The sequence below is a fragment of the Qipengyuania pacifica genome (genome assembly GCF_019857205.1).
Lineage (GTDB): Bacteria > Pseudomonadota > Alphaproteobacteria > Sphingomonadales > Sphingomonadaceae > Qipengyuania > Qipengyuania pacifica.
Genome location: NZ_JAHWXO010000002.1, coordinates 222,310 through 242,944, shown reverse-complemented (window position 1 = coordinate 242,944; position 20,635 = coordinate 222,310). Strand labels below are relative to the sequence as shown.

Here is a 20,635-nt window from a genome sequence, read left to right as displayed (position 1 = left end):
AGCCAAGTTTTTCGCGTCCCGCTCCAAGTGCTGATACCTTGCCCGCGCCCTAGCCCAGTTCTAGGCACGGCGGCAATGACCCATGCGATCAGCCTCACCCCTGCCGAGATCGGTGGCATTGCCCGGCGGATAGACCGGCCGGTCGTGCTGGTGGGTCTTATGGGCGTGGGCAAATCAACGGTCGGACGCCGACTCGCTGCCATTCTCGGCACAGATTTCATAGATGTCGACGAAGAGATAGAACGCGCGGCCAATCGCACCATCAGCGAGATTTTCGAAACACATGGGGAAGCCTATTTCCGCGATGGCGAGCGGCGCGTGATCGCACGGCTCATGGGCGAAGCCCACGGCGTAATCGCAACGGGTGGCGGCGCATTCGTCGATCCCGAAACGCGGGGAATAATTCTGGGTCAGGCTATTGCGGTGTGGCTGGATTGCGATGTCGACACGCTGGTCGAGCGAACCTCGCGGCGCAATGACCGCCCTCTGCTGCGGACGGGCGACCCCCGCGAGATACTCGCCAAATTGAAGGATCAGCGTAGCGCGGCCTATGCCGAAGCGCCGATCCATGTGCTGACCAATAACGGACCCCACGCCGAAACGGCGGAGCGCATTCTGGAGGCAATCGACGCATGGCTATAATCCCCGTCGAACTGGCAGGCCGGGAATATGAGGTTCGGGTGGGCCATGGCCTGCTTCAAAGCATCGCGACCGAAGCAGAGCCGTTTCTTCGCAAGCGCCACGTCTGCATTGTGGCTGATATCAATGCTCGTGCGAACTGGGGCGATGCGGTCTCGCGCTCGCTAGAGTTGGCAGGAATCGAACCGCGCTGGTTTGATGTCGCCCCCGGCGAAGCCTCGAAAAGCTGGGACAGCCTTGCCTGTCTTACAGACTGGCTCCTGGCGCAAAATGTCGAGCGCGGAGATCACGTCTTTGCATTGGGCGGCGGGGTCGTCGGTGACCTGACTGGCTTTGCGTGCGCCATTCTCAAACGCGGCTGCGGCTTCGTCCAGCTTCCGACCACACTGTTATCGCAGGTCGATAGTTCGGTTGGAGGGAAAACGGCGATCAATACACCTGCAGGAAAAAATCTGGTTGGAGCTTTCCACCAGCCATCCCTTGTGCTTGCCGACCTCGGAACCCTCTCTACCCTCCCCCAGCGCGAGATGCGCGCCGGATATGCCGAAGTTCTCAAATACGGCGTCCTTGGCGATCGCGGTTTTTTCGATTGGCTGGAGGAGCATGGCGATGCGGTCTTGGGAATGGAGCAAGCGCCATTGGAGGACGCCGTGGCGAGAAGTGTTTCGGCCAAGGCGCGGATCGTCGCCGAGGATGAGCGGGAGACGAGCGGCGCACGAGCCCTGCTCAATCTGGGCCACACCTTCGGCCATGCCCTGGAAGCCGAGACGGGATTTTCCGACAAGCTTCTCCACGGAGAGGCTGTGGCGATGGGCATGGTGCTGGCGGCGCGATATTCTGCGCGACGCGGTCTGATGTGCGGCGAAGACGCCGAACGCGTTACACATGCGGTCGATGCCGCGGGTCTGCCAGCGGAAATATCCGCGCTGGAACTGGCATGCAGCGGCGGCGATCTTGCCGATCATATGCAGCATGACAAGAAGATGGATGCAGGCATCCTGCCCTTCATACTTTTGCGCGGCATCGGGTCTGCATTTCTCGATCGCGAGGTCCGGCTGGAGGATGTGGCAGCCTTTCTCGACGAGCAACTTCAAGCTCACTGAGCAGGTGCAATGCTGCGTGTCGAACGCGCAGCAATTTTCTACGAACGACTTTCAAAATCGCGGGACACAATTGGGGTGCGCCGCTATCCCGGCGGCCTCTTGCAGGTGAGGATGCGCGCATGACCGTCGCCGAAGCGACTCCCGAACTCCGGCTGTACGACCCCGAGGATCGCAGTTTCCTCGGACATCCCAAAGGTCTTGGCTACCTCGCCTTCACGGAAGCGTGGGAGCGGTTTTCCTATTACGGCATGCAGACGCTGCTCGTGCTCTACATGGTCAATTTCCTGCTCAAACCGGAAGAGGTTGGCAGCGTTGCAGGGATCGAGCAGCTTCGAACGTTGTATGGCGGAATCGACGGCCAACCCTTCGCCAGCGCCATCTTCGGCACATATGCCGCGAGCGTCTATCTGACGCCCATTTTCGGCGGCTGGATCGCCGATAGAATACTGGGAAAGAGACGCACCGTGCTGCTTGGTGCGATCGTCATGGCGCTGGGCCATTTCCTGATGGCGTTCAACGTGACGTTCCTGCTGGCTTTGCTTTGCCTGATCGTCGGTTCGGGGCTGTTCAAGGGCAATATCGCCAGCCAGGTCGGCAGCCTCTACTCACCGGGCGACCTGAGGCGGGCCGATGCATTCCAGATCTTCTATCTCGGCATCAACGCCGGTGTGATCGCCTCCCCCTTCATCGTTGGAACGCTGGGTGAAAAGGTGGGTTGGCACTGGGGGTTCGGCGCGGCGGGCATTGGCATGCTGATCGGCCTCGCAATCTATCTCGCGGGTCAGAAATATCTGCCCAAGGAGCATTTCGATGTTCCCGGCAAGGCTGCGGCAAAAACGGATAAGAAACCGCGCGAACCCATGACGCGGCAAGACTGGCTGGCGACATCAGCTCTTATTCTTCTCATCCCCGTCCTCGCGCTCGCCATTGTGCCGAACAACCAGATATTCAATGCCTATCTGGTATGGGGAGATCAGCAGTTTGCGCTTTACTGGGGCGGCGAGAAGCTTCCTACCAGCTGGCTCGTGTCACTGGATGCGATCGTATCGGTCAGTTTTCTGGCCATCGTCGCCGGGTTCTATCGCTGGTGGAAGACCAAGTGGACGGAGCCAGACGAACTGACGAAGATCATCATCGGATCGTTATTCTCCATTGGCGGGATGGCCTGCCTCTATCTTGCCGCCGCCACCACACCGCCGGGCGAGAAGATCGGGCTTTTCTGGCCAGTAATGTTCCATATCGTGAACGCCATCGGCTTTGCGCACATGCTGCCGGTGAGCCTTGCGCTGTTCGCCCGCCTTGCACCAAAGCAGATCAACGCGACCGTGATCGGCCTGTATTACCTGTCCTTCTTCGCCGGAAATTCCATTGTCGGTTACGTCGGGGGCTGGTTCGAGACGATGCCGATCACGCAGTTCTGGCTGATGCACATGGGCTTTGCCGCGACAGCGGGCGCTGTCTTCCTCCTGTTCAAGCTACTGCTGGCACCGCGCCTGATGCGCGACGCCGAGCCGGAGAACGTCGCGCTCTCGTGACGCGAGCGCGGAGCTGTCGCAGGAGGCGCTTGGCTAGCCTGCCCGAGGCTCCAGCCGCATCATCCTGCCCGAAGCGATCGGCTGGTAATCTGCCATCATTGAATCGTGCTCGGCCAGCAATCGTTCGATTTCGCTACGCCGTTGAAGGATGGTGTGAGCAATCCCCGGAGCGAGGCTTTCACCATCGCCTATTTTCCCGAGAATCCCGGCAAGATCGCTCACCGTCGCTTCTTCGGGAGTCTTAAAATACTGCCCTTTGCGATCGAAAAACCCTGTGCCCCGCTGTGCCATTTGATGCTCCTGTAATTGCGTTCAGAAGCGACTCGAAGGAGCGTAGTATCGGTTAGTTGGGCGATCGCTGGAAGGCCGTTAACCTAAAAATCCATGCCGCTCGTAAAATGAGCAAGATCGATGTTCTAATAGGGGCGATCTGACCCGCGAAAGGCTTGAAGCCCTTCGCGGGCTAAGACCTATTCCAGTTCGAGTATGACTTCGTCCACGGCGAGGCTATCGCCTTCTTCGGCATTGATCTTGCCGATCGTAGCCTGCTTTTCGGCCCGCAGAATGTTTTCCATCTTCATCGCTTCCACTGTCGCAAGCGGCTGGCCGGGTTGGACTTCATCCCCCTCGCCAACATGCAGCTTCACCAGCAGGCCCGGCATGGGGCAGATCAACATCTTGGAAAGGTCCGGCGGGGTCTTCTCGATCATATGCGATGCGAGATGGGCGATACGTGTTTGCAGGATCCGCAAATGATGCGTGGCCCCGCGCGTTGTCACGGCATAACCGGTACGCGTCGGCTTCAACTGAAATGTGTAGCTTTGGATCGGCTCGGCATCTTCGCCCGCGCCGTTTTCAAACAGCGCGACATCCACCATTCGCTCGCCTGGCGTATACTGCATCTCGATCGTGACTTGCTCACCATCGACCGTCAGCGCGTTTTCCTCCAGCCGCACGTCGTAGCTCGTCGAACCCTCTTCGCGCTCGCCGATACGAATGGTCCAGTCACCCGGAGCATAGAGATCGTCCGACAACTGCCCTTCGATGCGCCGTGCCCGGTCGGCATCCGCCGTAGCGATGACCCCGCCCACGGCTGCGAGTACGCTCGTCAGACGATCATCGGCCGGAGCGCCTTCGAAACCTTCGGGATATTCTTCCGCGATGAAGCCGGTGGTCAGTTCGCCCGAGCGGAAACGCGGATGCTGCATGATCGCGCTGAGGAAATCGACATTGTGACCCAAGCCTTCGATCCTGAACGCATCTAGAGCGGCAATCTGGAGATCGGCAGCGTCGTCGCGCGTCTCGCCCCAGGTAACCAGCTTTGCAATCATGGGGTCGTAGAACATCGAGACCTCACCGCCTTCGAACACCCCGTCGTCCACTCGAATGCCGTCGACGCCGCGGCGCCCGTTTTCCGATCCATCGTCCGCCCAGGGCTCGACCGGCGGGTGATAGCGCACGAGGCGGCCGGTGGATGGCAGGAAGCCTCGGTAAGGATCTTCTGCATAGACCCGGTTCTCTATCGCCCAACCGTCGATCTTCACGTCGTCCTGAGTCAGTTCGATCTTTTCGCCGGCTGCAACACGGATCATCTGCTCGACCAAGTCGACGCCCGTGATCGCTTCGGTCACCGGATGTTCTACCTGCAGACGAGTGTTCATTTCGAGGAAGTAAAAGCTTTCGCCCGTCTTGTCCGCGCCCGAAACAATGAGTTCTACCGTACCCGCACTGTAATAACCGACGGCCTTGGACAGTGCGACGCATTGTTCGCCCATGGCCTTGCGCATCTTCGGCGTAACGAAGGGCGACGGGGCTTCTTCGACCACCTTCTGGTGGCGGCGCTGGATCGAACATTCACGTTCGTTGAGGTAGATCACATTTCCGTGCTGGTCGCCGAGGATCTGGATTTCGATGTGACGCGGGTCTTCGATAAACTTCTCGATGAAGACGCGCTCGTCGCCGAAGCTGTTCAGTCCTTCGCGCTGTGTCGCTTCGAAGCCATCCTTCACATCCTGATCGTTCCACGCCAGGCGCATGCCCTTGCCGCCGCCGCCAGCGCTGGCCTTCATCATTACCGGATAGCCGATCCGGTTCGCCCATTCGAGCGCCTCTGCCGTATCGGCGATGGCGCCGCCCGAACCGGGCACGGTGTTGACCCCCGCCTCTTGAGCGATTTTCTTGCTTTCGATTTTGTCGCCCATGGCGGCAATGGCTTCGGCAGGCGGGCCGATGAATGCGATGTTTTCTTTCGCCAAGGCTTCCACGAAACTCGCTCGTTCCGACAGGAAGCCATAGCCCGGGTGTACGGCCTCGGCGCCAGTCTGCTTGCAGGCAGCAATGATCTTGTCTGCGACAAGATAGCTTTCGGAAGCTTGGGCGGGGCCGATATGCACCGCTTCATCCGCCATTTTCACGAAAGGCGCACGCGCATCTGCATCGGAATAAACGGCGACGGTTGCGATACCCATCCGGCGCGCGGTCTTGATGACCCGGCAAGCGATTTCACCGCGATTGGCGATTAGAATTTTCTTGAACACGCTAAGTCTCCGGTAAAGTCTTGGGCTCGCCCGAAACCTGATTGACGAGAAGTTCGCGCAGCTCAGCAGTGCGATTCTCTGTCAGTTCAGCCAGGCAGTTATTAATCAGGAGCGGTTGCATCGAGCCACCGCGTGCATCGAAGCTCACCAAACGGCAATGGGCATCGCGGTAGGTCAACCATGCTCGCTGGGCGGCGAGCAGGCTTTCTGCGTAGCCCGATTGCCCATCACCTCTGTCCAATTTCGCATCGGCGTTTTTTGCCCAGCCGCCCACCTTCTTCCACACAGCATTCAGTTCAGCGTCGGCACGGTCGAAATCCTGCTTGGCGCACGCATTCATCTCCCCTTGTGTATTGGGGTCCGTACATTCCGCCACCGCGTCAGGCGCTTGAGCCAGCAAGAAAAGAGCGGCGAAGATCACTCAGTCGGTTCCATGACGGGGCGCGTTCGCATCGGCTCTTCCTGCAAAAGCGGGGTCAGACCAAGCTTGGCGAAGAGGGCGCCGTCGCTGTCGTCGCCGGCATTGGGCGCGGTCAGCAATTTGTCGCCGGTGAAAATCGAGTTCGCCCCGGCCAAGAAGCAGAGTGCCTGGGTGGCTTCGCTCATGCTCTCGCGCCCGGCAGAGAGACGCACCATGCTCATCGGCATACAGATGCGTGCCACGGCAACGGTGCGGACGAATTCGATATCGTCGATCTTGGCGAGTGGCGTGTCAGCCAGCATGTCGCCCAGCACCGTGCCCTTGACCGGCACCAGCGCATTGACCGGCACGCTCTCGGGATGCCGTTCCAGCGTAGCGAGCGTATGGACGAAGCCGACGCGATCTTCGCGCGTTTCGCCCATGCCGACGATCCCGCCGCTGCACACGTTGATCCCCGCATCGCGCACATTCTGTAGCGTGTCGAGCCGGTCCTCGTACTTGCGGCTGGATATCACACGCTCGTAGTATTCCGGGCCCGTGTCGACATTATGATTGTAGTAGTCGAGGCCCGCTTCCTTGAGCATCTCCGCCTGTTTTGGCGTAAGCATGCCGAGCGTCATGCAGGTTTCGAGACCCATATCGCGCACACCCTTCACTATCTCGACGATGGCGGGCATGTCACGGTCCTTGGGATTGCGCCAGGCCGCACCCATGCAGAAGCGCTGGCTGCCCGCATCCTTCGCTTGCGCCGCCGATTGCAGCACGGCGCGCACGTCCATCAACTTGGTCGCCTCGACCCCGCTATCGGCCTTCACCGACTGCGAGCAATAGCCGCAATCCTCGGGACACCCTCCGGTCTTGATTGAGAGCAAAGTGCAGAGTTGAACTTGTTCGGGGGGATGGAATTCGCGGTGGACCGTGGCGGCGCGGAACAGCAGCTCGGTGAAAGGAAGGTCGAACAGGCCAGCGATTTCCTCGCGGGTCCAGTCGGTGCGGATTTGGGTCATACTTTGAGCTTCACTATCACGTTAATGGCAAAGGTTGTCGAAATCAGAAAGGATACAAACACAACGCCAATTGTGGGCCATTCCAAGTTTGTTCCAAGCGTCCTGTAGCTAATTGCAGGTAGGAAGAAGATGGCGTAGAAATGAATGATCGCGAGGATCATGACGGCGATAGAGCCGAGCGAGAGCTTGAGCGTTAGTCTCAGCCCAGCCCACAGTCTGCCACCGTCCCTCGTCATCGCGAGAAACCGCCCGCAGAGTCGAAGACGGCCCGGAGGGCCACCCCACAATCCATAGACCAGCGCCCCAGATTGCTTCGCGTTGCTCGCATTGACGAATTGAGGGTTATCACTCCGCCGCCTCGTCCAGATCCTCGCCGGCTGGCGGCATGTTGTGGCCCAGCAGGCGCAGCACATCCGCCGCACATTCGACCACGTTGCTGCCAGGGCCGTAGATACCCTGCACTCCAGCATCGCGGAGGAATTCGTAATCCTTTTGCGGGATAACGCCGCCGGCGATCACCTTGATGTCGGCGCGGCCAGCTTCCTTCAGCAGGTCGATCAGTTCGGGAATGAGTGTCTTATGGCCTGCCGCAAGGCTGCTGGCGCCGATCGCATCGACTTCGTTTTCCAGTGCAAGATCCATTGCTTCCGCAGGCGTCTGGAACAGCGGGCCCGATACCACTTCGAAGCCCATGTCGGCAAAGGCGCTGGCAATGACGTTAGCGCCGCGGTCGTGACCATCTTGGCCCATCTTGGCCACCATCAGCTTTGGCGCACGCCCGAGGCGCCGTTCGACCGCCCTCACACCTTCGACAACCTGCGCATAACGATCATCTTCGGCATAAGCCGCGGAATAGACCCCGCGCACAGGCTTTGGCATGGTGTCGTAGCGCCCATACGCGTCTTCCATCGCAGCGGATATTTCACCGAGCGTCGCATCGTGACGGGCCGCTTCAACCGCCAGGCCAAGCAGATTGCCCTGTCGCTGCGCCGCCCCTCTGGCGAGCGCATCGAGCGCGGCCTTGCACGCGAATTCATCCCGATCCGCGCGTACTTTCTCCAGCCGCGCAATCTGGCTGCGACGCACCGCATGGTTGTCGACATCGAGCGTGTCGATCTCGTCTTCCTTGTCGCGGCGATATTTGTTTACACCGACGATGACGGTCTCGCCCCGGTCGACGGAGGCTTGCTTGGCCGCAGCCGCTTCCTCAATCTGCGCCTTTGGCTTACCGCTGGCGACATATTCGGTCATCCCGCCCGCCGCTTCGACTTCCGTCAGCAACGCACGCGCCTGCTCGAGCAGGGCGGCCGTGAGGCTTTCGACATAATAGCTGCCGCCTAGCGGATCCGCGACATTCGTTATGCCGCTTTCTTCTTGGATCACCAGCTGCGTGTTACGCGCGATACGGGCACTGAAATCAGTCGGCAGCGCAATCGCCTCGTCGAGAGCGTTCGTGTGCAGCGACTGCGTGCCTCCCAGAACCGCGGCCATCGCCTCGATCGTGGTGCGGATGACGTTGTTGTAAGGATCCTGCTCTTGCAAGCTTACGCCACTGGTCTGGCAGTGCGTGCGCAGCATTTTCGACTTTTCGGACTTCGCCCCCAACCCTTCCATAACTTCATGCCAAAGCGCACGGCCCGCGCGCATCTTGGCGACTTCCATGAAAAAGTTCATGCCGATGCCCCAGAAGAAGGACAGGCGCGGTGCGAAGGCGTCGATATCCAGCCCCGCTTCCATCGCACGCTTGGCGTATTCCTTGCCGTCAGCGATTGTGAAGGCCAGTTCCTGCACCGCCGTGGCCCCAGCCTCGTGCATGTGATAGCCCGAGATCGAAATGCTGTTGAATTTCGGCATGTTGGCCGAGGTGTATGCGATGATGTCCGAAACGATCCGCATACTCGGTTCGGGCGGGTAGATATAAGTATTGCGGACCATGAACTCCTTGAGGATATCGTTCTGGATGGTCCCCGAAAGCTTGTCCTGGCTGACACCCTGACGCTCTGCCGCGACAATGTAGAACGCAAGAACCGGGATCACTGCGCCGTTCATCGTCATCGACACGCTCATTGTGTCGAGCGGGATCTGGTCGAAGAGGATTTCCATGTCACGAACGGTGTCGATCGCGACGCCAGCCTTGCCGACATCGCCGACCACGCGGGGGTGATCGCTGTCGTACCCACGATGCGTCGCGAGGTCGAAAGCAACGCTCAGCCCTTTCTGCCCCGCGGCAAGATTGCGGCGATAGAAGGCGTTCGATTCCTCCGCGGTGGAGAAGCCCGCATACTGCCGGATTGTCCAAGGACGTCCGGTATACATCGAGGCATAGGGGCCACGGGTAAACGGCGCGATACCGGGGACGCCAGGTTCGAGATCGGCGGTGTCCTCACTTGTGTAAAGTGGCTTAACGGCGATGCCTTCGGGCGTATGCCAGGTCAGATCGCGCCCCTTCACTTCTTTGTCGGCGAGGGGCTTCCAGTCTTCATAAGTCGGCTTGTCGGTCATGCGGGGTCCCTAAACACAATCGTATGCACAGGGGAAGGACCGGCGGGCGAATTACTCGCCCTTGAATGCCGGTTTGCGCTTTTCAAGGAAAGCCATACCGCCCTCCATCGCATCCTTGCTGGCGCCTGCCAGACGTTGGCCTTCGGCTTCGGCCAGAAGGACTTCCGTGATGCTGCCATCGAGTGCGGTCGCAATATTACGCTTCATCGTTGCATAGGCAAGCGTGGGACCATTGGCGAGCTTCAAGGCGAGCGCCCTCGCCTCTTCCATCAGAGCATCGTCTTCGCATGCCTTGTAGATCAGGCCCCAATCCTCTGCTTGACCGGCACCGATCTTTTCGCCCAGCATCATCATGCGGGTGGCACGTGCACGACCAATTGCGCGCGCGAGAAGCCAAGTCGATCCGCCATCCGGCACGAGGCCAATGTTGACGAAGGCCTGAAGGAAGTAAGCGCTTTTCCCAGCGATTACGAAATCGCCGGCCAGCGCGAGGCTGCATCCTACGCCGGCCGCAGGACCATTTACGGCACATATAACCGGAACCGGCGCGCGCAGGACCATGTTGATTGCCGGGTTGTAATGGTTCTGCAAAGCCCGGTGACTTCCGCCCTTGCTGTTCAAGGCACTACGCTCCCCCCGCGCTGCGAGGTCGGCACCAGAGCAAAAACCCTTGCCTGCCCCGGTGATCAGCACAGCGCGGCTGTCGCCCAAGTCGTAGAGAGCCTCGCTAAGTTCGTCCGCCATCTGCGGTGCCATCGCATTCAGCCGGTCAGGCCGATCTAGCGTGATGGTGGTAAGCGGCCCGTCCTTTTCGACGATAATGGTTTCGTAGCTCACGCGTCTCTCCCAAACGTTGCGTTTAGCAACCGAGCTTGGCTGCGAACGATATGGCGCGCAAGCCCTTTGCCGCGCCGTGCGGAACTCAGGCTGAAGCGCTTGGCCGGGCGGAAACGCGTTCGTGCCACCGGAGAAGATCTGCACATTCGCTCGGCATTTCGAGACCTATAAATTTTGCAAAATCGACAGTCGTCAGCAAGAGGATGTCGCCGGCAGAAAAGCCCCCCCCAGCCAGATATTCGCGTCCCTCGAGCGATCCATCGAAAAAGCGCATGCCTTCTACAACGCGTGGTCGGTTGGATTCTCCCCATTCGACGTTCCGGCCAAGAAGCGCCGCGGTGAATGGGTGCGTGTGAACCCAAACCGCAGCAATGGCTGGCATGAGGATCATCTCGACCCGGCGATTCCACATTTCGATTTCGGCAATTTCACGTGCCGTGGTTCCAAACAATGGCGGATCGGGGTGTTCTGCTTCCAGATACCGCATGATCGCTACGCTTTCGGCGATCACTGTTCCGTCGTCGAGCTCCAGAATTGGCGTTTGGCCTCTGGGGTTCTTGGCCACATAATCTGGCGCTTTCTGTTCGCGCTTGGGGATCGACACTTCCTTCGATGAAAGTTCAATACCCTTTTCGGCGGCGAAGATACGCACGCGGCGCGGATTTGGCGCAGGATTCGGGCTGTCGTATAAAAGCATCGTGATCCTCTCTCTACACGCCGGTCAGTTCGACCAGTGCGTGTCGTCCTTGGGCGTCTCCATGATTTCGGTCAGCTGACCCATCATGTCTTTGGGGTGCAGAAAGAAGATTGGCGAGCCATGCGCACCTATGCGCGTAGGCCCGAGAATACGCTTGCCCAGCCCTTCGAACCAGCTGCGCGCTTCGTCGATGTCCTCGACTTCGTAGCACAGGTGATGCTGCCCGCCTGCCGGGTTCTTCGCGAGAAAACCATGGATGGGCGAGTCTTCGCCAAGCGGCTCGATCAATTCGATCTGCGTTCCGAAAGTCCCATTCTCGCCCGGTGTGTCGACGAAACAGACCTTTACACCCTGCTCCTCCATCTCGAACGGATCGCGTATTCTTCCCGCACCCATGACATCACGATAATAGGAGATCGATTCCTCGATCGATGGCGTTGCGACGCCAATGTGGTTGAGACGGCCAAGTTTCATGAGAATACCATTCCATGTGTGGGGCAGAATATTTCGTGAAGTAACGCACCGAAGTCGTAGGTGACATTTGCCAAGAAGGCGAACGCTCCCGCAATCAGAAGTATCAGGAAAATTCGGCCCAAAGGCGAAGACAGCTGAGTCCAGATATCGCTCATGGGGCCCTCAGAGCGGGATGTTATCGTGCTTCTTCCACGGGTTCTCGAGTTGCTTTGTCCGTAACTTGCGCAGACCGAGTGCGATGCGCCGCCTTGTGGAGTGCGGGTAGATGACTTCGTCGATGTAACCGCGGCTCGCAGCCACGAAAGGATTGGCGAAGCGGGCTTCGTATTCCTGGGTCTTGTCGGCGATCTTTTGCGGATCGTCACGGTCCTGTCGGAAAATGATTTCCACCGCACCCTTTGCGCCCATCACCGCGATTTCCGCCGTCGGCCATGCGTAGTTCAAATCGCCGCGCAGGTGCTTCGATGCCATCACGTCGTATGCGCCGCCATAAGCCTTGCGCGTGATCACGGTTATCTTGGGAACTGTCGCTTCGGCATAGGCGAACAGCAGCTTCGCCCCATGCTTGATGATGCCGTTGTGCTCCTGGCTGGTCCCGGGAAGAAAACCGGGCACATCGACGAAAGTCAGTATGGGGATTTCGAAAGCGTCGCAAAAACGAACGAAACGCGCAGCCTTTTTGGACGAGTTTATGTCGAGCACGCCCGCCAGTACCATTGGCTGGTTCGCCACCACGCCCACCGTGCGCCCTTCCACCCGGCCGAAACCGCAGATGATATTGCCTGCATGGGCGGGCTGGATCTCGAAGAAGTCGCCTTCGTCTAGCGTCTTCCTGATGACTTCGTGCATGTCATACGGCTGGTTAGCGTTATCGGGGATCAGCGTATCGAGGCTTGGCTCTTCGCGATCCCAGGCATCGCTGGTAGGCCGCTCGGGCACGTCCTCCCGGTTGGATAGCGGGAGGTAATCGACGAAATTACGCGTTGCGAGCAGGGTCTCGATGTCGTTTTCGAAGGCGTTATCGGCGACAGAGGTCTTGGTCGTATGCGTTTTCGCACCGCCAAGCTCCTCCTGCGTGACCACTTCGTTTGTCACCGTCTTTACCACATCTGGTCCAGTGACGAACATATAGCTGCTGTCTTCGACCATGAAGATGAAGTCAGTCATGGCGGGGCTGTAAACCGCACCACCCGCGCACGGCCCCATGATGAGGCTGATTTGTGGTACCACGCCGCTTGCCAAGACGTTGCGCTGGAACACCTCGGCGTAACCGCCGAGCGAAGCGACGCCTTCCTGAATGCGCGCACCACCAGAATCGTTGAGACCGATAACAGGGGCGCCCACCTTCATCGCGGTGTCCATGACCTTGCAGATCTTTTCCGCATGGCGCTTGGAAAGAGAGCCACCAAAGACTGTGAAATCCTGGGAAAAAACATAGACGAGCCGGCCATTGATCGTGCCTGCCCCGGTAACCACACCGTCGCCCGGGATCTTTTGGTCCTGCATGCCGAAATCGACACAGTCATGCTCTACATAAGTATCGAGCTCTTCGAAGCTTCCCTCATCGAGCAGGATTTCGAGCCGCTCGCGCGCGGTCAGTTTGCCTTTGGCATGTTGCGCATCGATACGCTTTTGCCCCCCGCCCATATGTGCGGCATCGCGGCGGCGTTCCATTTCGGCAATATTGGCGGACATGCTCTCTCCGTGAAATACGATTGCACGAGCGCCTAGGGCGAAGCATACCTCAAGGTCAATTGCGAGAGGCGCTAATCAGGAACTCCACATTGCCTTCCGGGCCAGTGATGGGGCTTTCCACGATTCCCTGCACATTGAAATCAAGCCCTTCAACCCATTCGCGCACCTCCTCGCAAACGCGCAGATGAAGCGCAGGATCGCTGACCACGCCCTTCTTGCCGACTTCCTCACGCCCGACTTCGAATTGCGGTTTGATCAGCGCTACCAAACGGCAAGCCCGTTCGGCGAGTTCCAGCGGCCGTTCGAGCACCTTTGAAAGCCCTATGAAACTGGCGTCGCATACTACCCAGGTAGCCGGGCGATCGATCATCGCCGGCGTCAGAACGCGCGCGCTCGTCTGTTCCAGCACCGTTACGCGGGCATCCTGCCGCAGTTTCCAGGCGAGTTGGTTTGTGCCGCTATCGATAGCGAACACATGATCTGCGCCGCCCTGTAACAGCACATCGGTAAACCCGCCCGTTGAACTGCCGATATCCATCGCTGTGACCCCTGCAGGATCCAGGCCGAAATGGTCGATCGCATGGGCGAGCTTGATCCCCCCTCTGCTGACCCATGGATGATCTCGTCCGCGCACATCCAAGGGTGCATCTTCGGAAAGTTGCTGACCCGGCTTTGCCAGTTTCTGTTCTCCGGAGAAAACCAGACCGGCCATTACCAAGGCTTGGGCCCGCGTACGGCTCTCCACGAGCCCGCGGTCTACCAGCATCTGATCAAGGCGCTTCTTTTTCGGCATTGGAAACATGGCGCTTAGCGAGCATTGTTGCTGCATGAAACCGATCTATGCCCATCTAGGTGGCGCGCTGGCGCTCACTTTTACCATCGCCGCCTGCGTTCCGGCGCCCGATTCAACCCCGGCACCTGCGCCTGCGCCCACGCCAGTGCAAACTACGCCCCCCGCACCTCCGCCTCAGGCGCCGCCGGTCGAGAACTGGATCGACCAGCCCCGTACTCCAGGGGACTGGAGTTATCGCGGCGATACGAATGGCGGAATAGCCTTATACGGCGAAAATGCGTCCGAAACTCGGTTTTCCATTCGCTGCGATCGGTCGGCAAATCAGATCATTCTGACCCGCGCTGGTCAGGTGCAGGGCCAGTCGGGGATGACCATCCGTACCGAAACCGCGGATCGGACACTGGCAGTCCGGCCGGGCGATGGCGGCCAGCCGACCACCGTGGCCACCGTCTCCGCGCGCGATCCGTTGCTCGACGCAATGGCGATCACCAGGGGGCGATTCGCTGTGGAAGTCCCCGGCTTATCCACAATCTACCTGCCGCCATGGGCGGAAGTATCGCACGTGGTCGAGGAATGCCGCTGAGGGATTCGCTTCGCGATCGCCGACGTCAGTGAACCAGAAGAGGAACTGAAGGACGGCTCGATGAATGTTCGGAGCCAGAAACGACAATTCTGACGTGGGAAAACTTTTTTTCAAGGGTTGTTTTAGGCCCGCGAAAGACTCAAATATGTCCTCAAGATCAGCGGCGAAACGCGGTCTTGTTCCCCGGAAACGGGGTACTTTGGCTCTAAACAGCGCGAAAGGAGGTGATCCGATGTCTCATGGTTCAGCAGAGAGGTCGGCAAGTTTCCGCACGGAGCACTATCGGTAAGCAGATACCTTTAGAGGCTACGTGAGCGGCACTTCCCGCCGCTGACCATGCGAAGGGCAGTTCCACCTACGGGCGTGGAGCTGCCCTTCTCATTTTGATCTCGCAACCCGATCGCTTGCGAAATTTCGCAGCGCACATTACCCGCGGGCCATGGATTTCAAGCATCTTCCCCACTCCGCCCCAGTGCCCGGCGAAACACGTCAGCAGGCATTGCAGGATCCCGGCTTCGGTAAACTGTTCACTGATCATATGGTCGTGATTGATTTCGATGCTGACAAAGGTGGATGGCACACGGCGACGCTCGGCCCGCGCGAACCGATCAGCCTCGATCCTGCAGCGGCGGTCCTGCATTATGCGCAGGAGATCTTCGAAGGAATGAAGGCTTACAAGCGAGAGGATGGCTCGCTCGCCCTTTTCCGACCGGAGCAAAATGCGCGCCGGTTCAATGAAAGTGCCCGGCGGATGGCGATGCCGGAATTGCCGGAAGAACTGTTTCTCGAATCGATCAGCCAGCTTGTCGCCAAAGATCGTGACTGGGTGCCCGGTGATCCCGATGGTTCGCTTTACCTTCGTCCGTTCATGTTCGCATCCGAGGCATTTCTCGGCGTGCGACCGGCGCGACAGTATAAATATGTCCTCATCGCCTCACCGGTCGGACCCTACTTCAAAGGCGGCGCCAAGCCGGTCAAAATCTGGGTCAGCCGCAATTACAGCCGTGCGGCGCCGGGCGGCACGGGCGCTGCGAAGACCGGCGGAAACTATGCCGCGTCCTTGGTCCCGCAAGCCGAAGGTATCGAAAATGGCTGCGATCAGGTGGTGTTCCTCGACGCCGTCGAGAAGAAATGGATCGAGGAACTGGGTGGCATGAACCTGTTCTTCGTCTTCAACGACGGAAGTGTCATTACGCCGCCGCTAACTGGCACCATTCTGCCCGGCATCACGCGCGACAGCCTGATACAGCTCCTGCGCGATGAGGGGCTTCAGGTTCGCGAAGAACCATACAGCATCGACCAATGGCGCGCAGATGCCACTGAGGGGCGCCTACTGGAAACCATGGCCTGCGGTACTGCCGCAGTCGTAACCCCGGTCGGCACTGTTCTGAGTCCGGATGGCGAATTCACGATAGGTAGCGGCGGTACGGGTCAGATGACCCACAAGATCCGTGAAAAACTAGTCGGTATTCAGAAAGGGACCGTGCCGGACACGTACGGCTGGACGCACAAGCTCGATTGATCAGAACCTTGGTCTGACCAGAAAGCGCCGGGTGAATGTTTCGCTCGGCCGCAATACAATGATGGCCACACCTGCGAGTGCTATCGCTCCGCCTGTGATCAAACGCCCGCCAATGGCATCGCCCGTTAGCCAGGCGCCGAAAAGTATCGTCAGGATCGGCGTGAACAGTGTCAAAGGCACGACGAGATTGGCGTCGTGTTCCTGCAGCAGGCGATAATAGGCGGTGTGCCCACATACTGATACGATGATGGCAGCGAAGAACAGACAGGCAGCAAGTTTCCAAGGAGCTTGGGAAAGCGCCGCGAACTGATTGCTTTCCATCGCCACTGTGAACGGAATCAACACTGCCACCGATGCGACAGCGGCCCACGCCTGCAGCCGGATTGAAGGCAGATCGAGCCGCTTCACGAAGACAGACCCCAATGCACCGATGACTGCGGAAATGAACACCAGCAGCAGGCCAGTGCTCGTTTCCATCTGATTGTCCCCCGCCATTGCAAACAGGACGCCGCCGAACGCCAGCCCGATACCGAGCCCACGGCGCCACCGAATACGTTCGCCAAGAAATATGATGGCAAACAGGACCGTCATCGGCGCACCGGTCAAGCTTACCACACCCGCTGCAGACGGGCTGGCAGTGGCAAGACCCATGAACAACAGCGCAAAGGACCCGCCACTGATCGCCAGACCGACCAGCAAGACGCGCCACAGTTTGTCGGGCAGCGGCCGCAGCAACGGGATGAGCACGACTGCAATAATGATCGATCGTAGCAAGGCATAGAATAGTGGCGGCGTGCCGAGGTCTGCGATCGCGACCTTGCTGACGACGACGTTGAGCGCCCAGACCACATTGCACAGCATCATTATGACCAAGGCTCGTACCGGCATGATCAGCCGTCGTCCCGTGGAAGTGCAGCATCCAATTCAGCCAGCCAAATGTCGGCAACGGCATCGCTGGGTGCCCGCCAATCACCTCGTGGGCTCAGCGAACCGCCCGCGGAAACCTTTGGCCCGTTCGGCAAGGCGCTTCGCTTGAACTGACTGAAACCGAAAAAGCGCTTCAGAAAATTTCGCAGCCATTTTGCAATGATGGCCAGTTCATATTCGTTCTTCGCATCTTCGGGAAAACCTATGGGCCAGAGACCTTGCTCCGCGTCTTTCCAGGCATGCCAAGCGAGAAAGGCGACGTGGCTGGGTTTCTGGCCCCAGCGAATAATGTGATGAAGGAAGAAGTCGTTAAGCTCGTAAGGCCCGATGATCGATTGCGTGCTCTGGATTTCGCCGTCTTCTCCCGCAGGAACGAGCTCCGGACTGATTTCGGTATCGAGGATATCGCCGAGCACCTGTTCAACCCCGTCGTCGAACTGCTTCGTCCGGGTCGTCCAGCCGATCAGGTACTGAATAAGGGTTTTGGGTACGCCCGAGTTAACACCGTAATGGCTCATGTGATCGCCGACGCCATAGGTGCACCATCCCAGTGCAAGTTCACTCAAATCGCCGGTCCCGATCACCCAGCCGCCATGCTGACCGGCCAGGCGGAAGAGGTAATCCGTCCGCAACCCCGCTTGCACGTTCTCGAAAGTCGTGTCGTAGACCGGGTGCCCGTCTGCAAACGCATGGCCGATGTTCTCAAGCATGGTCGTGGCGGTAGGACGGATGTCGATTTCTTCGGCCGCGATGCCGAACGCTTCCATGAGCCGCCAGGCGTTGGCCTTCGTGCCATCCGAGGTAGCAAAGCCTGGTAGTGTATATCCGCGAATGTCTGTCCGTGGACGGCCAAGTCGGTCCATCGCCTTGGCAGCCACGATCAGGGCATGCGTGCTATCAAGCCCCCCCGAAATCCCGATCACGAGGCATTTGGGATCCGTGGCATCGATGCGGCGCATCAGCGCATCGACCTGTATGTTGAATGCCTCGTAACAATCTTCGTCCAGCTTGTCCGCACGATTGGGGACGAACGGAAAGCGCCGGATGGGGCGCTGAAGCCCTTTATCCCCTCCCCGCGGACGATGCTTGAAGACAATACGTCGATACCAGTCCTCGGGCCGACCTGCGGCCTCCGCGGCATCGTTGAACGTCTGCATACGCATGCGCTCGGACAGGATGCGCTGAGTATCCACATCCGTGATGCAGAGTTCGGGATCGAGATCGAAACGCACACTTTCGACGAGCAGGTCGCCGAGTTCGTAGATCATCCCCTGCCCGTCCCACGCGAGATCGGTCGTGCTTTCTCCGTGTCCGCTGGCCGAATAGGCGTAAGCGCACACCTGACGGCTCGAACTGGCACGGCTCAGCAGATGGCGCTCGTCCGACTTGCCTATGGTTATGTTCGATGCGCTCGGATTGAGCAGAATAGTCGCGCCGGCGAGTGCTGCCATGATCCCAGGCGGGTTGGGCGCCCAGAAATCCTCGCAGATTTCGATACCAAAGACAAAACCCGGCAGATCGCTCGCGCCAAATGTAAGGTCGGTGCCGAACGGCACCTCATGATCACCGCAACCGATGGTTAGACCGATGCATTCGCGACCATGGGCGAACCATCGTTTTTCATAATATTCGCGATAATTCGGCAGGTAGCTCTTCGGCACCACGCCCAGCAGTTCCCCATGCCCAACCACAAGCGCACAGTTGTAGATACGCCCATTGCGGCGCAGCGGAGCGCCGAACACGAGCACGGGCGACAAGGTTCGCGACGCATCTATGATCGCTTCAACCTGCGCTTCGACCGCGTCGAGAAGCGCCGACTGCAAATGAAGGTCATCGAGAGCGTAAGACGATAGCGAAAGTTCGGGATAGAGGAGCAGATCGACGTTCTGCACATCCGCCATGCGCGCCTGCTCCACGATACCCTGAGCATTATACTCGACATCCGCCGTGCGCACCTTGGGCGTGCTCGTCGCAATTCTGACAAACCCATGCGTATGCAGGTCGAAGAAGGGGGGCGTTTCGGTACCGCTCATTGACGCGGGGCCTTTCTCGTCGGGATTATCGTAAGCCGGCTCAAGCCAGTCGGCGGGCTTGCAAATACCCAGTTCAGCGAGGCGTTTCTGGACCGACGCACGCGCGATCTTACCCTTCGCCTCCCAACCGTAGACGGTTCGACTGGGCCAAGGCGCTGGTTGGCCGTAACGCATACCGAATTCGTCCGCACTAAGCGGGGGGTGATGCGCCTCGCGCCACTGCCGAATTTTGCTACCGGCCAGATGCATGGCTGGCGCGGTATCCTTTTAGGCTACCCTACGCAACCTCGGTTTCAAGAACCTTTCGCATTTCACTGCGATAGCCATTGAGAACCGGCCCGCCATGGTGGGTTGCGCTCGCTTGAGCGGCGAATGCTGTCAGTAGCTGGCTTCCCAAGCCCCCACCTGGGTGGGGTATCGCGGCGTCACCGACACCATCGTCTTCGATCGTGAACCGCCACCCCCTGTCCCGCACATGGAAGAACACGGCTATCGTACCGCTTCGGTCGTTCGGAAAGGCATATTTGCAGGCATTCGAGACGGCTTCGTTCAAATAGAGACCTATGGCGACCGCCTCCTCCCGTAACAAAGTGGCTGCGTCGATCTCGCGGAACAGCTTGACCGCAGGTGGCAGACTGGACGCTTCGATCCGGTTGAGGAGATAGTCGAGATATGGCTTCATATCGACGCTGGGATCGTCCGATTGCTCGAGCGCGAGAGCGGAATAGGCGTCCGCAAAGGTTCGTACACGGCCCACTGCGTCATCGAGCGGCGCATGCAATTCCTGATGGGGAATGCGCCGTTTCTGCAATTCCAGCATGCTGGCGACCAACGCAAAATTGTTCTTTGTTCGGTGCTCGAGGTCTGCAAGCAGGGTCAAGCGGCGATCAGCCCGCAGGCGAATTTCAGTCAGCGTGGCGTGCGCTGCCCTGCGGAACGCTTCGGCAAAAATCAGAACGACCAGCGCACTTGCTGCGTTCAGGAAGACACGAGCGGGATCGGTGGGGTCCGAGAAAAAGAACGAGGATTGCACCGGGAGGACGAAGAACCAGGCCCACGCAAATGTTACGCAAAAAGCAGCCAGTCCGGCGCGCCAGTGGCCATAGAGCGTCGATAACAGCACTGTCGGATATATCAGAGCGAAGGGCCCTGAAGATGGCGCCCACATATCGAACAGTGTCCGAAGCCCGATAATCGCTGCACCGCACAGGGTACCGAATACGATCTGCGCCGTAATCTTGCCCTTACGGGTAAGAAACTGCCGGCTGACATCGAAATTTGCGAGGCGATGCATGGTGATAAGCTTCCGGCAGGCATGGCTGTCCGCAAT

The 20,635-nt window shown here is 59.1% G+C and carries 18 protein-coding genes; 5 read left to right on the top strand and 13 right to left on the bottom strand.

What is annotated here, in order from left to right:
• Positions 1-75 precede the first annotated feature (75 nt).
• The 3 genes from KYK83_RS04245 to KYK83_RS04235 all read left to right on the top strand — a co-directional run bounded on the left by KYK83_RS04245 (position 76) and on the right by KYK83_RS04235 (position 3,277).
• Positions 76-642 (top strand): shikimate kinase, encoded by a 567-nt coding sequence (locus tag KYK83_RS04245; protein WP_103023292.1) that lies wholly within the window; start codon positions 76-78, stop codon positions 640-642.
• On the top strand, positions 633-1,742 hold the full coding sequence (gene aroB, locus KYK83_RS04240) for a 3-dehydroquinate synthase (protein ID WP_222827307.1): 1,110 nt from the start codon (positions 633-635) through the stop codon (positions 1,740-1,742). The genes KYK83_RS04245 and aroB overlap by 10 nt, the downstream gene beginning before the upstream one ends.
• 119 nt (positions 1,743-1,861) lie before the next feature.
• The gene (locus KYK83_RS04235; RefSeq protein WP_222827306.1) at positions 1,862-3,277 is read left to right on the top strand and encodes a peptide MFS transporter; all 1,416 of its coding nucleotides are present in this window, start codon (positions 1,862-1,864) and stop codon (positions 3,275-3,277) included.
• 33 nt (positions 3,278-3,310) lie between these two features.
• Here the strand turns inward: KYK83_RS04235 and KYK83_RS04230 are convergent, their stop codons facing one another.
• The 10 genes from KYK83_RS04230 to KYK83_RS04185 all read right to left on the bottom strand — a co-directional run bounded on the left by KYK83_RS04230 (position 3,311) and on the right by KYK83_RS04185 (position 14,240).
• Entirely contained in the window at positions 3,311-3,568 is a 258-nt protein-coding gene (locus KYK83_RS04230) for a hypothetical protein (RefSeq protein ID WP_222827305.1), read from the bottom strand.
• Between the two features lie 179 nt (positions 3,569-3,747).
• Positions 3,748-5,814: an acetyl-CoA carboxylase biotin carboxylase subunit gene (locus tag KYK83_RS04225; protein WP_222827304.1), complete on the bottom strand. Its 2,067-nt coding sequence runs from the start codon at positions 5,812-5,814 to the stop codon at positions 3,748-3,750.
• Between the two features lies 1 nt (position 5,815).
• On the bottom strand, positions 5,816-6,235 hold the full coding sequence (locus KYK83_RS04220; protein WP_222827303.1) for a lysozyme inhibitor LprI family protein: 420 nt from the start codon (positions 6,233-6,235) through the stop codon (positions 5,816-5,818).
• A complete protein-coding gene (bioB, locus tag KYK83_RS04215; RefSeq protein WP_222827302.1) occupies positions 6,232-7,242 on the bottom strand; it encodes a biotin synthase BioB in 1,011 nt (336 codons plus the stop codon). Before bioB ends, KYK83_RS04220 begins: the two co-directional genes overlap by 4 nt.
• A gap of 345 nt (positions 7,243-7,587) precedes the next feature.
• The gene (scpA, locus tag KYK83_RS04210) at positions 7,588-9,744 is read right to left on the bottom strand and encodes a methylmalonyl-CoA mutase (RefSeq protein ID WP_222827301.1); all 2,157 of its coding nucleotides are present in this window, start codon (positions 9,742-9,744) and stop codon (positions 7,588-7,590) included.
• A 51-nt stretch (positions 9,745-9,795) separates the two neighbouring features.
• On the bottom strand, positions 9,796-10,581 hold the full coding sequence (locus KYK83_RS04205) for an enoyl-CoA hydratase-related protein (RefSeq protein WP_222827300.1): 786 nt from the start codon (positions 10,579-10,581) through the stop codon (positions 9,796-9,798).
• 85 nt (positions 10,582-10,666) lie between these two features.
• Positions 10,667-11,278, bottom strand: coding sequence for a glutathione S-transferase family protein (locus tag KYK83_RS04200; protein WP_222827299.1), 612 nt, complete (start codon positions 11,276-11,278; stop codon positions 10,667-10,669).
• A gap of 24 nt (positions 11,279-11,302) precedes the next feature.
• Positions 11,303-11,752: a methylmalonyl-CoA epimerase gene (gene mce / locus KYK83_RS04195; RefSeq protein ID WP_196846339.1), complete on the bottom strand. Its 450-nt coding sequence runs from the start codon at positions 11,750-11,752 to the stop codon at positions 11,303-11,305.
• A gap of 162 nt (positions 11,753-11,914) precedes the next feature.
• Positions 11,915-13,447, bottom strand: a complete 1,533-nt coding sequence (locus KYK83_RS04190; RefSeq protein WP_222827298.1) for an acyl-CoA carboxylase subunit beta — start codon at positions 13,445-13,447, stop codon at positions 11,915-11,917.
• A gap of 55 nt (positions 13,448-13,502) precedes the next feature.
• Positions 13,503-14,240 carry a TlyA family RNA methyltransferase gene (locus tag KYK83_RS04185; protein WP_222827297.1) on the bottom strand — a complete coding sequence of 246 codons (738 nt, stop codon included), beginning with the start codon at positions 14,238-14,240 and terminating at the stop codon, positions 13,503-13,505.
• A gap of 34 nt (positions 14,241-14,274) precedes the next feature.
• On the opposite strand from KYK83_RS04185, the gene KYK83_RS04180 reads away from it, so the two are divergent.
• Positions 14,275-14,823: a hypothetical protein gene (locus tag KYK83_RS04180; protein WP_222827296.1), complete on the top strand. Its 549-nt coding sequence runs from the start codon at positions 14,275-14,277 to the stop codon at positions 14,821-14,823.
• 439 nt (positions 14,824-15,262) lie between these two features.
• The gene (locus tag KYK83_RS04175; RefSeq protein WP_222827295.1) at positions 15,263-16,345 is read left to right on the top strand and encodes a branched-chain amino acid aminotransferase; all 1,083 of its coding nucleotides are present in this window, start codon (positions 15,263-15,265) and stop codon (positions 16,343-16,345) included.
• Here the strand turns inward: KYK83_RS04175 and KYK83_RS04170 are convergent, their stop codons facing one another.
• From KYK83_RS04170 to KYK83_RS04160, 3 genes are all read right to left on the bottom strand, one after another.
• Complete coding sequence (locus KYK83_RS04170) at positions 16,346-17,209, bottom strand: DMT family transporter (RefSeq protein ID WP_248284248.1); 864 nt, start codon at positions 17,207-17,209, stop codon at positions 16,346-16,348.
• A gap of 26 nt (positions 17,210-17,235) precedes the next feature.
• Positions 17,236-19,305, bottom strand: a complete 2,070-nt coding sequence (locus KYK83_RS04165) for an NAD(+) synthase (protein ID WP_222827435.1) — start codon at positions 19,303-19,305, stop codon at positions 17,236-17,238.
• Positions 19,306-19,582: 277 nt separating this feature from the next.
• On the bottom strand, positions 19,583-20,599 hold the full coding sequence (locus KYK83_RS04160) for a sensor histidine kinase (RefSeq protein WP_222827293.1): 1,017 nt from the start codon (positions 20,597-20,599) through the stop codon (positions 19,583-19,585).
• Between the last annotated feature and the right edge of the window lie 36 nt (positions 20,600-20,635).

Bases quoted from the DNA above. Each gene is read 5' to 3' on its own strand.
- KYK83_RS04245 (WP_103023292.1), top strand. From the start codon at position 76: ATGACCCATGCGATCAGCCTCACCCCTGCCGAGATCGGTGGCATTGCC.
- aroB (WP_222827307.1), top strand. From the start codon at position 633: ATGGCTATAATCCCCGTCGAACTGGCAGGCCGGGAATATGAGGTTCGG.
- KYK83_RS04235 (WP_222827306.1), top strand. From the start codon at position 1,862: ATGACCGTCGCCGAAGCGACTCCCGAACTCCGGCTGTACGACCCCGAG.
- KYK83_RS04230 (WP_222827305.1), bottom strand. From the start codon at position 3,568: ATGGCACAGCGGGGCACAGGGTTTTTCGATCGCAAAGGGCAGTATTTT.
- bioB (WP_222827302.1), bottom strand. From the start codon at position 7,242: ATGACCCAAATCCGCACCGACTGGACCCGCGAGGAAATCGCTGGCCTG.
- scpA (WP_222827301.1), bottom strand. From the start codon at position 9,744: ATGACCGACAAGCCGACTTATGAAGACTGGAAGCCCCTCGCCGACAAA.
- KYK83_RS04200 (WP_222827299.1), bottom strand. From the start codon at position 11,278: ATGCTTTTATACGACAGCCCGAATCCTGCGCCAAATCCGCGCCGCGTG.
- mce (WP_196846339.1), bottom strand. From the start codon at position 11,752: ATGAAACTTGGCCGTCTCAACCACATTGGCGTCGCAACGCCATCGATC.
- KYK83_RS04190 (WP_222827298.1), bottom strand. From the start codon at position 13,447: ATGTCCGCCAATATTGCCGAAATGGAACGCCGCCGCGATGCCGCACAT.
- KYK83_RS04185 (WP_222827297.1), bottom strand. From the start codon at position 14,240: ATGCCGAAAAAGAAGCGCCTTGATCAGATGCTGGTAGACCGCGGGCTC.
- KYK83_RS04180 (WP_222827296.1), top strand. From the start codon at position 14,275: ATGAAACCGATCTATGCCCATCTAGGTGGCGCGCTGGCGCTCACTTTT.
- KYK83_RS04175 (WP_222827295.1), top strand. From the start codon at position 15,263: ATGGATTTCAAGCATCTTCCCCACTCCGCCCCAGTGCCCGGCGAAACA.
- KYK83_RS04170 (WP_248284248.1), bottom strand. From the start codon at position 17,209: ATGATGCTGTGCAATGTGGTCTGGGCGCTCAACGTCGTCGTCAGCAAG.
- KYK83_RS04165 (WP_222827435.1), bottom strand. From the start codon at position 19,305: ATGAGCGGTACCGAAACGCCCCCCTTCTTCGACCTGCATACGCATGGG.
- KYK83_RS04160 (WP_222827293.1), bottom strand. From the start codon at position 20,599: ATGCATCGCCTCGCAAATTTCGATGTCAGCCGGCAGTTTCTTACCCGT.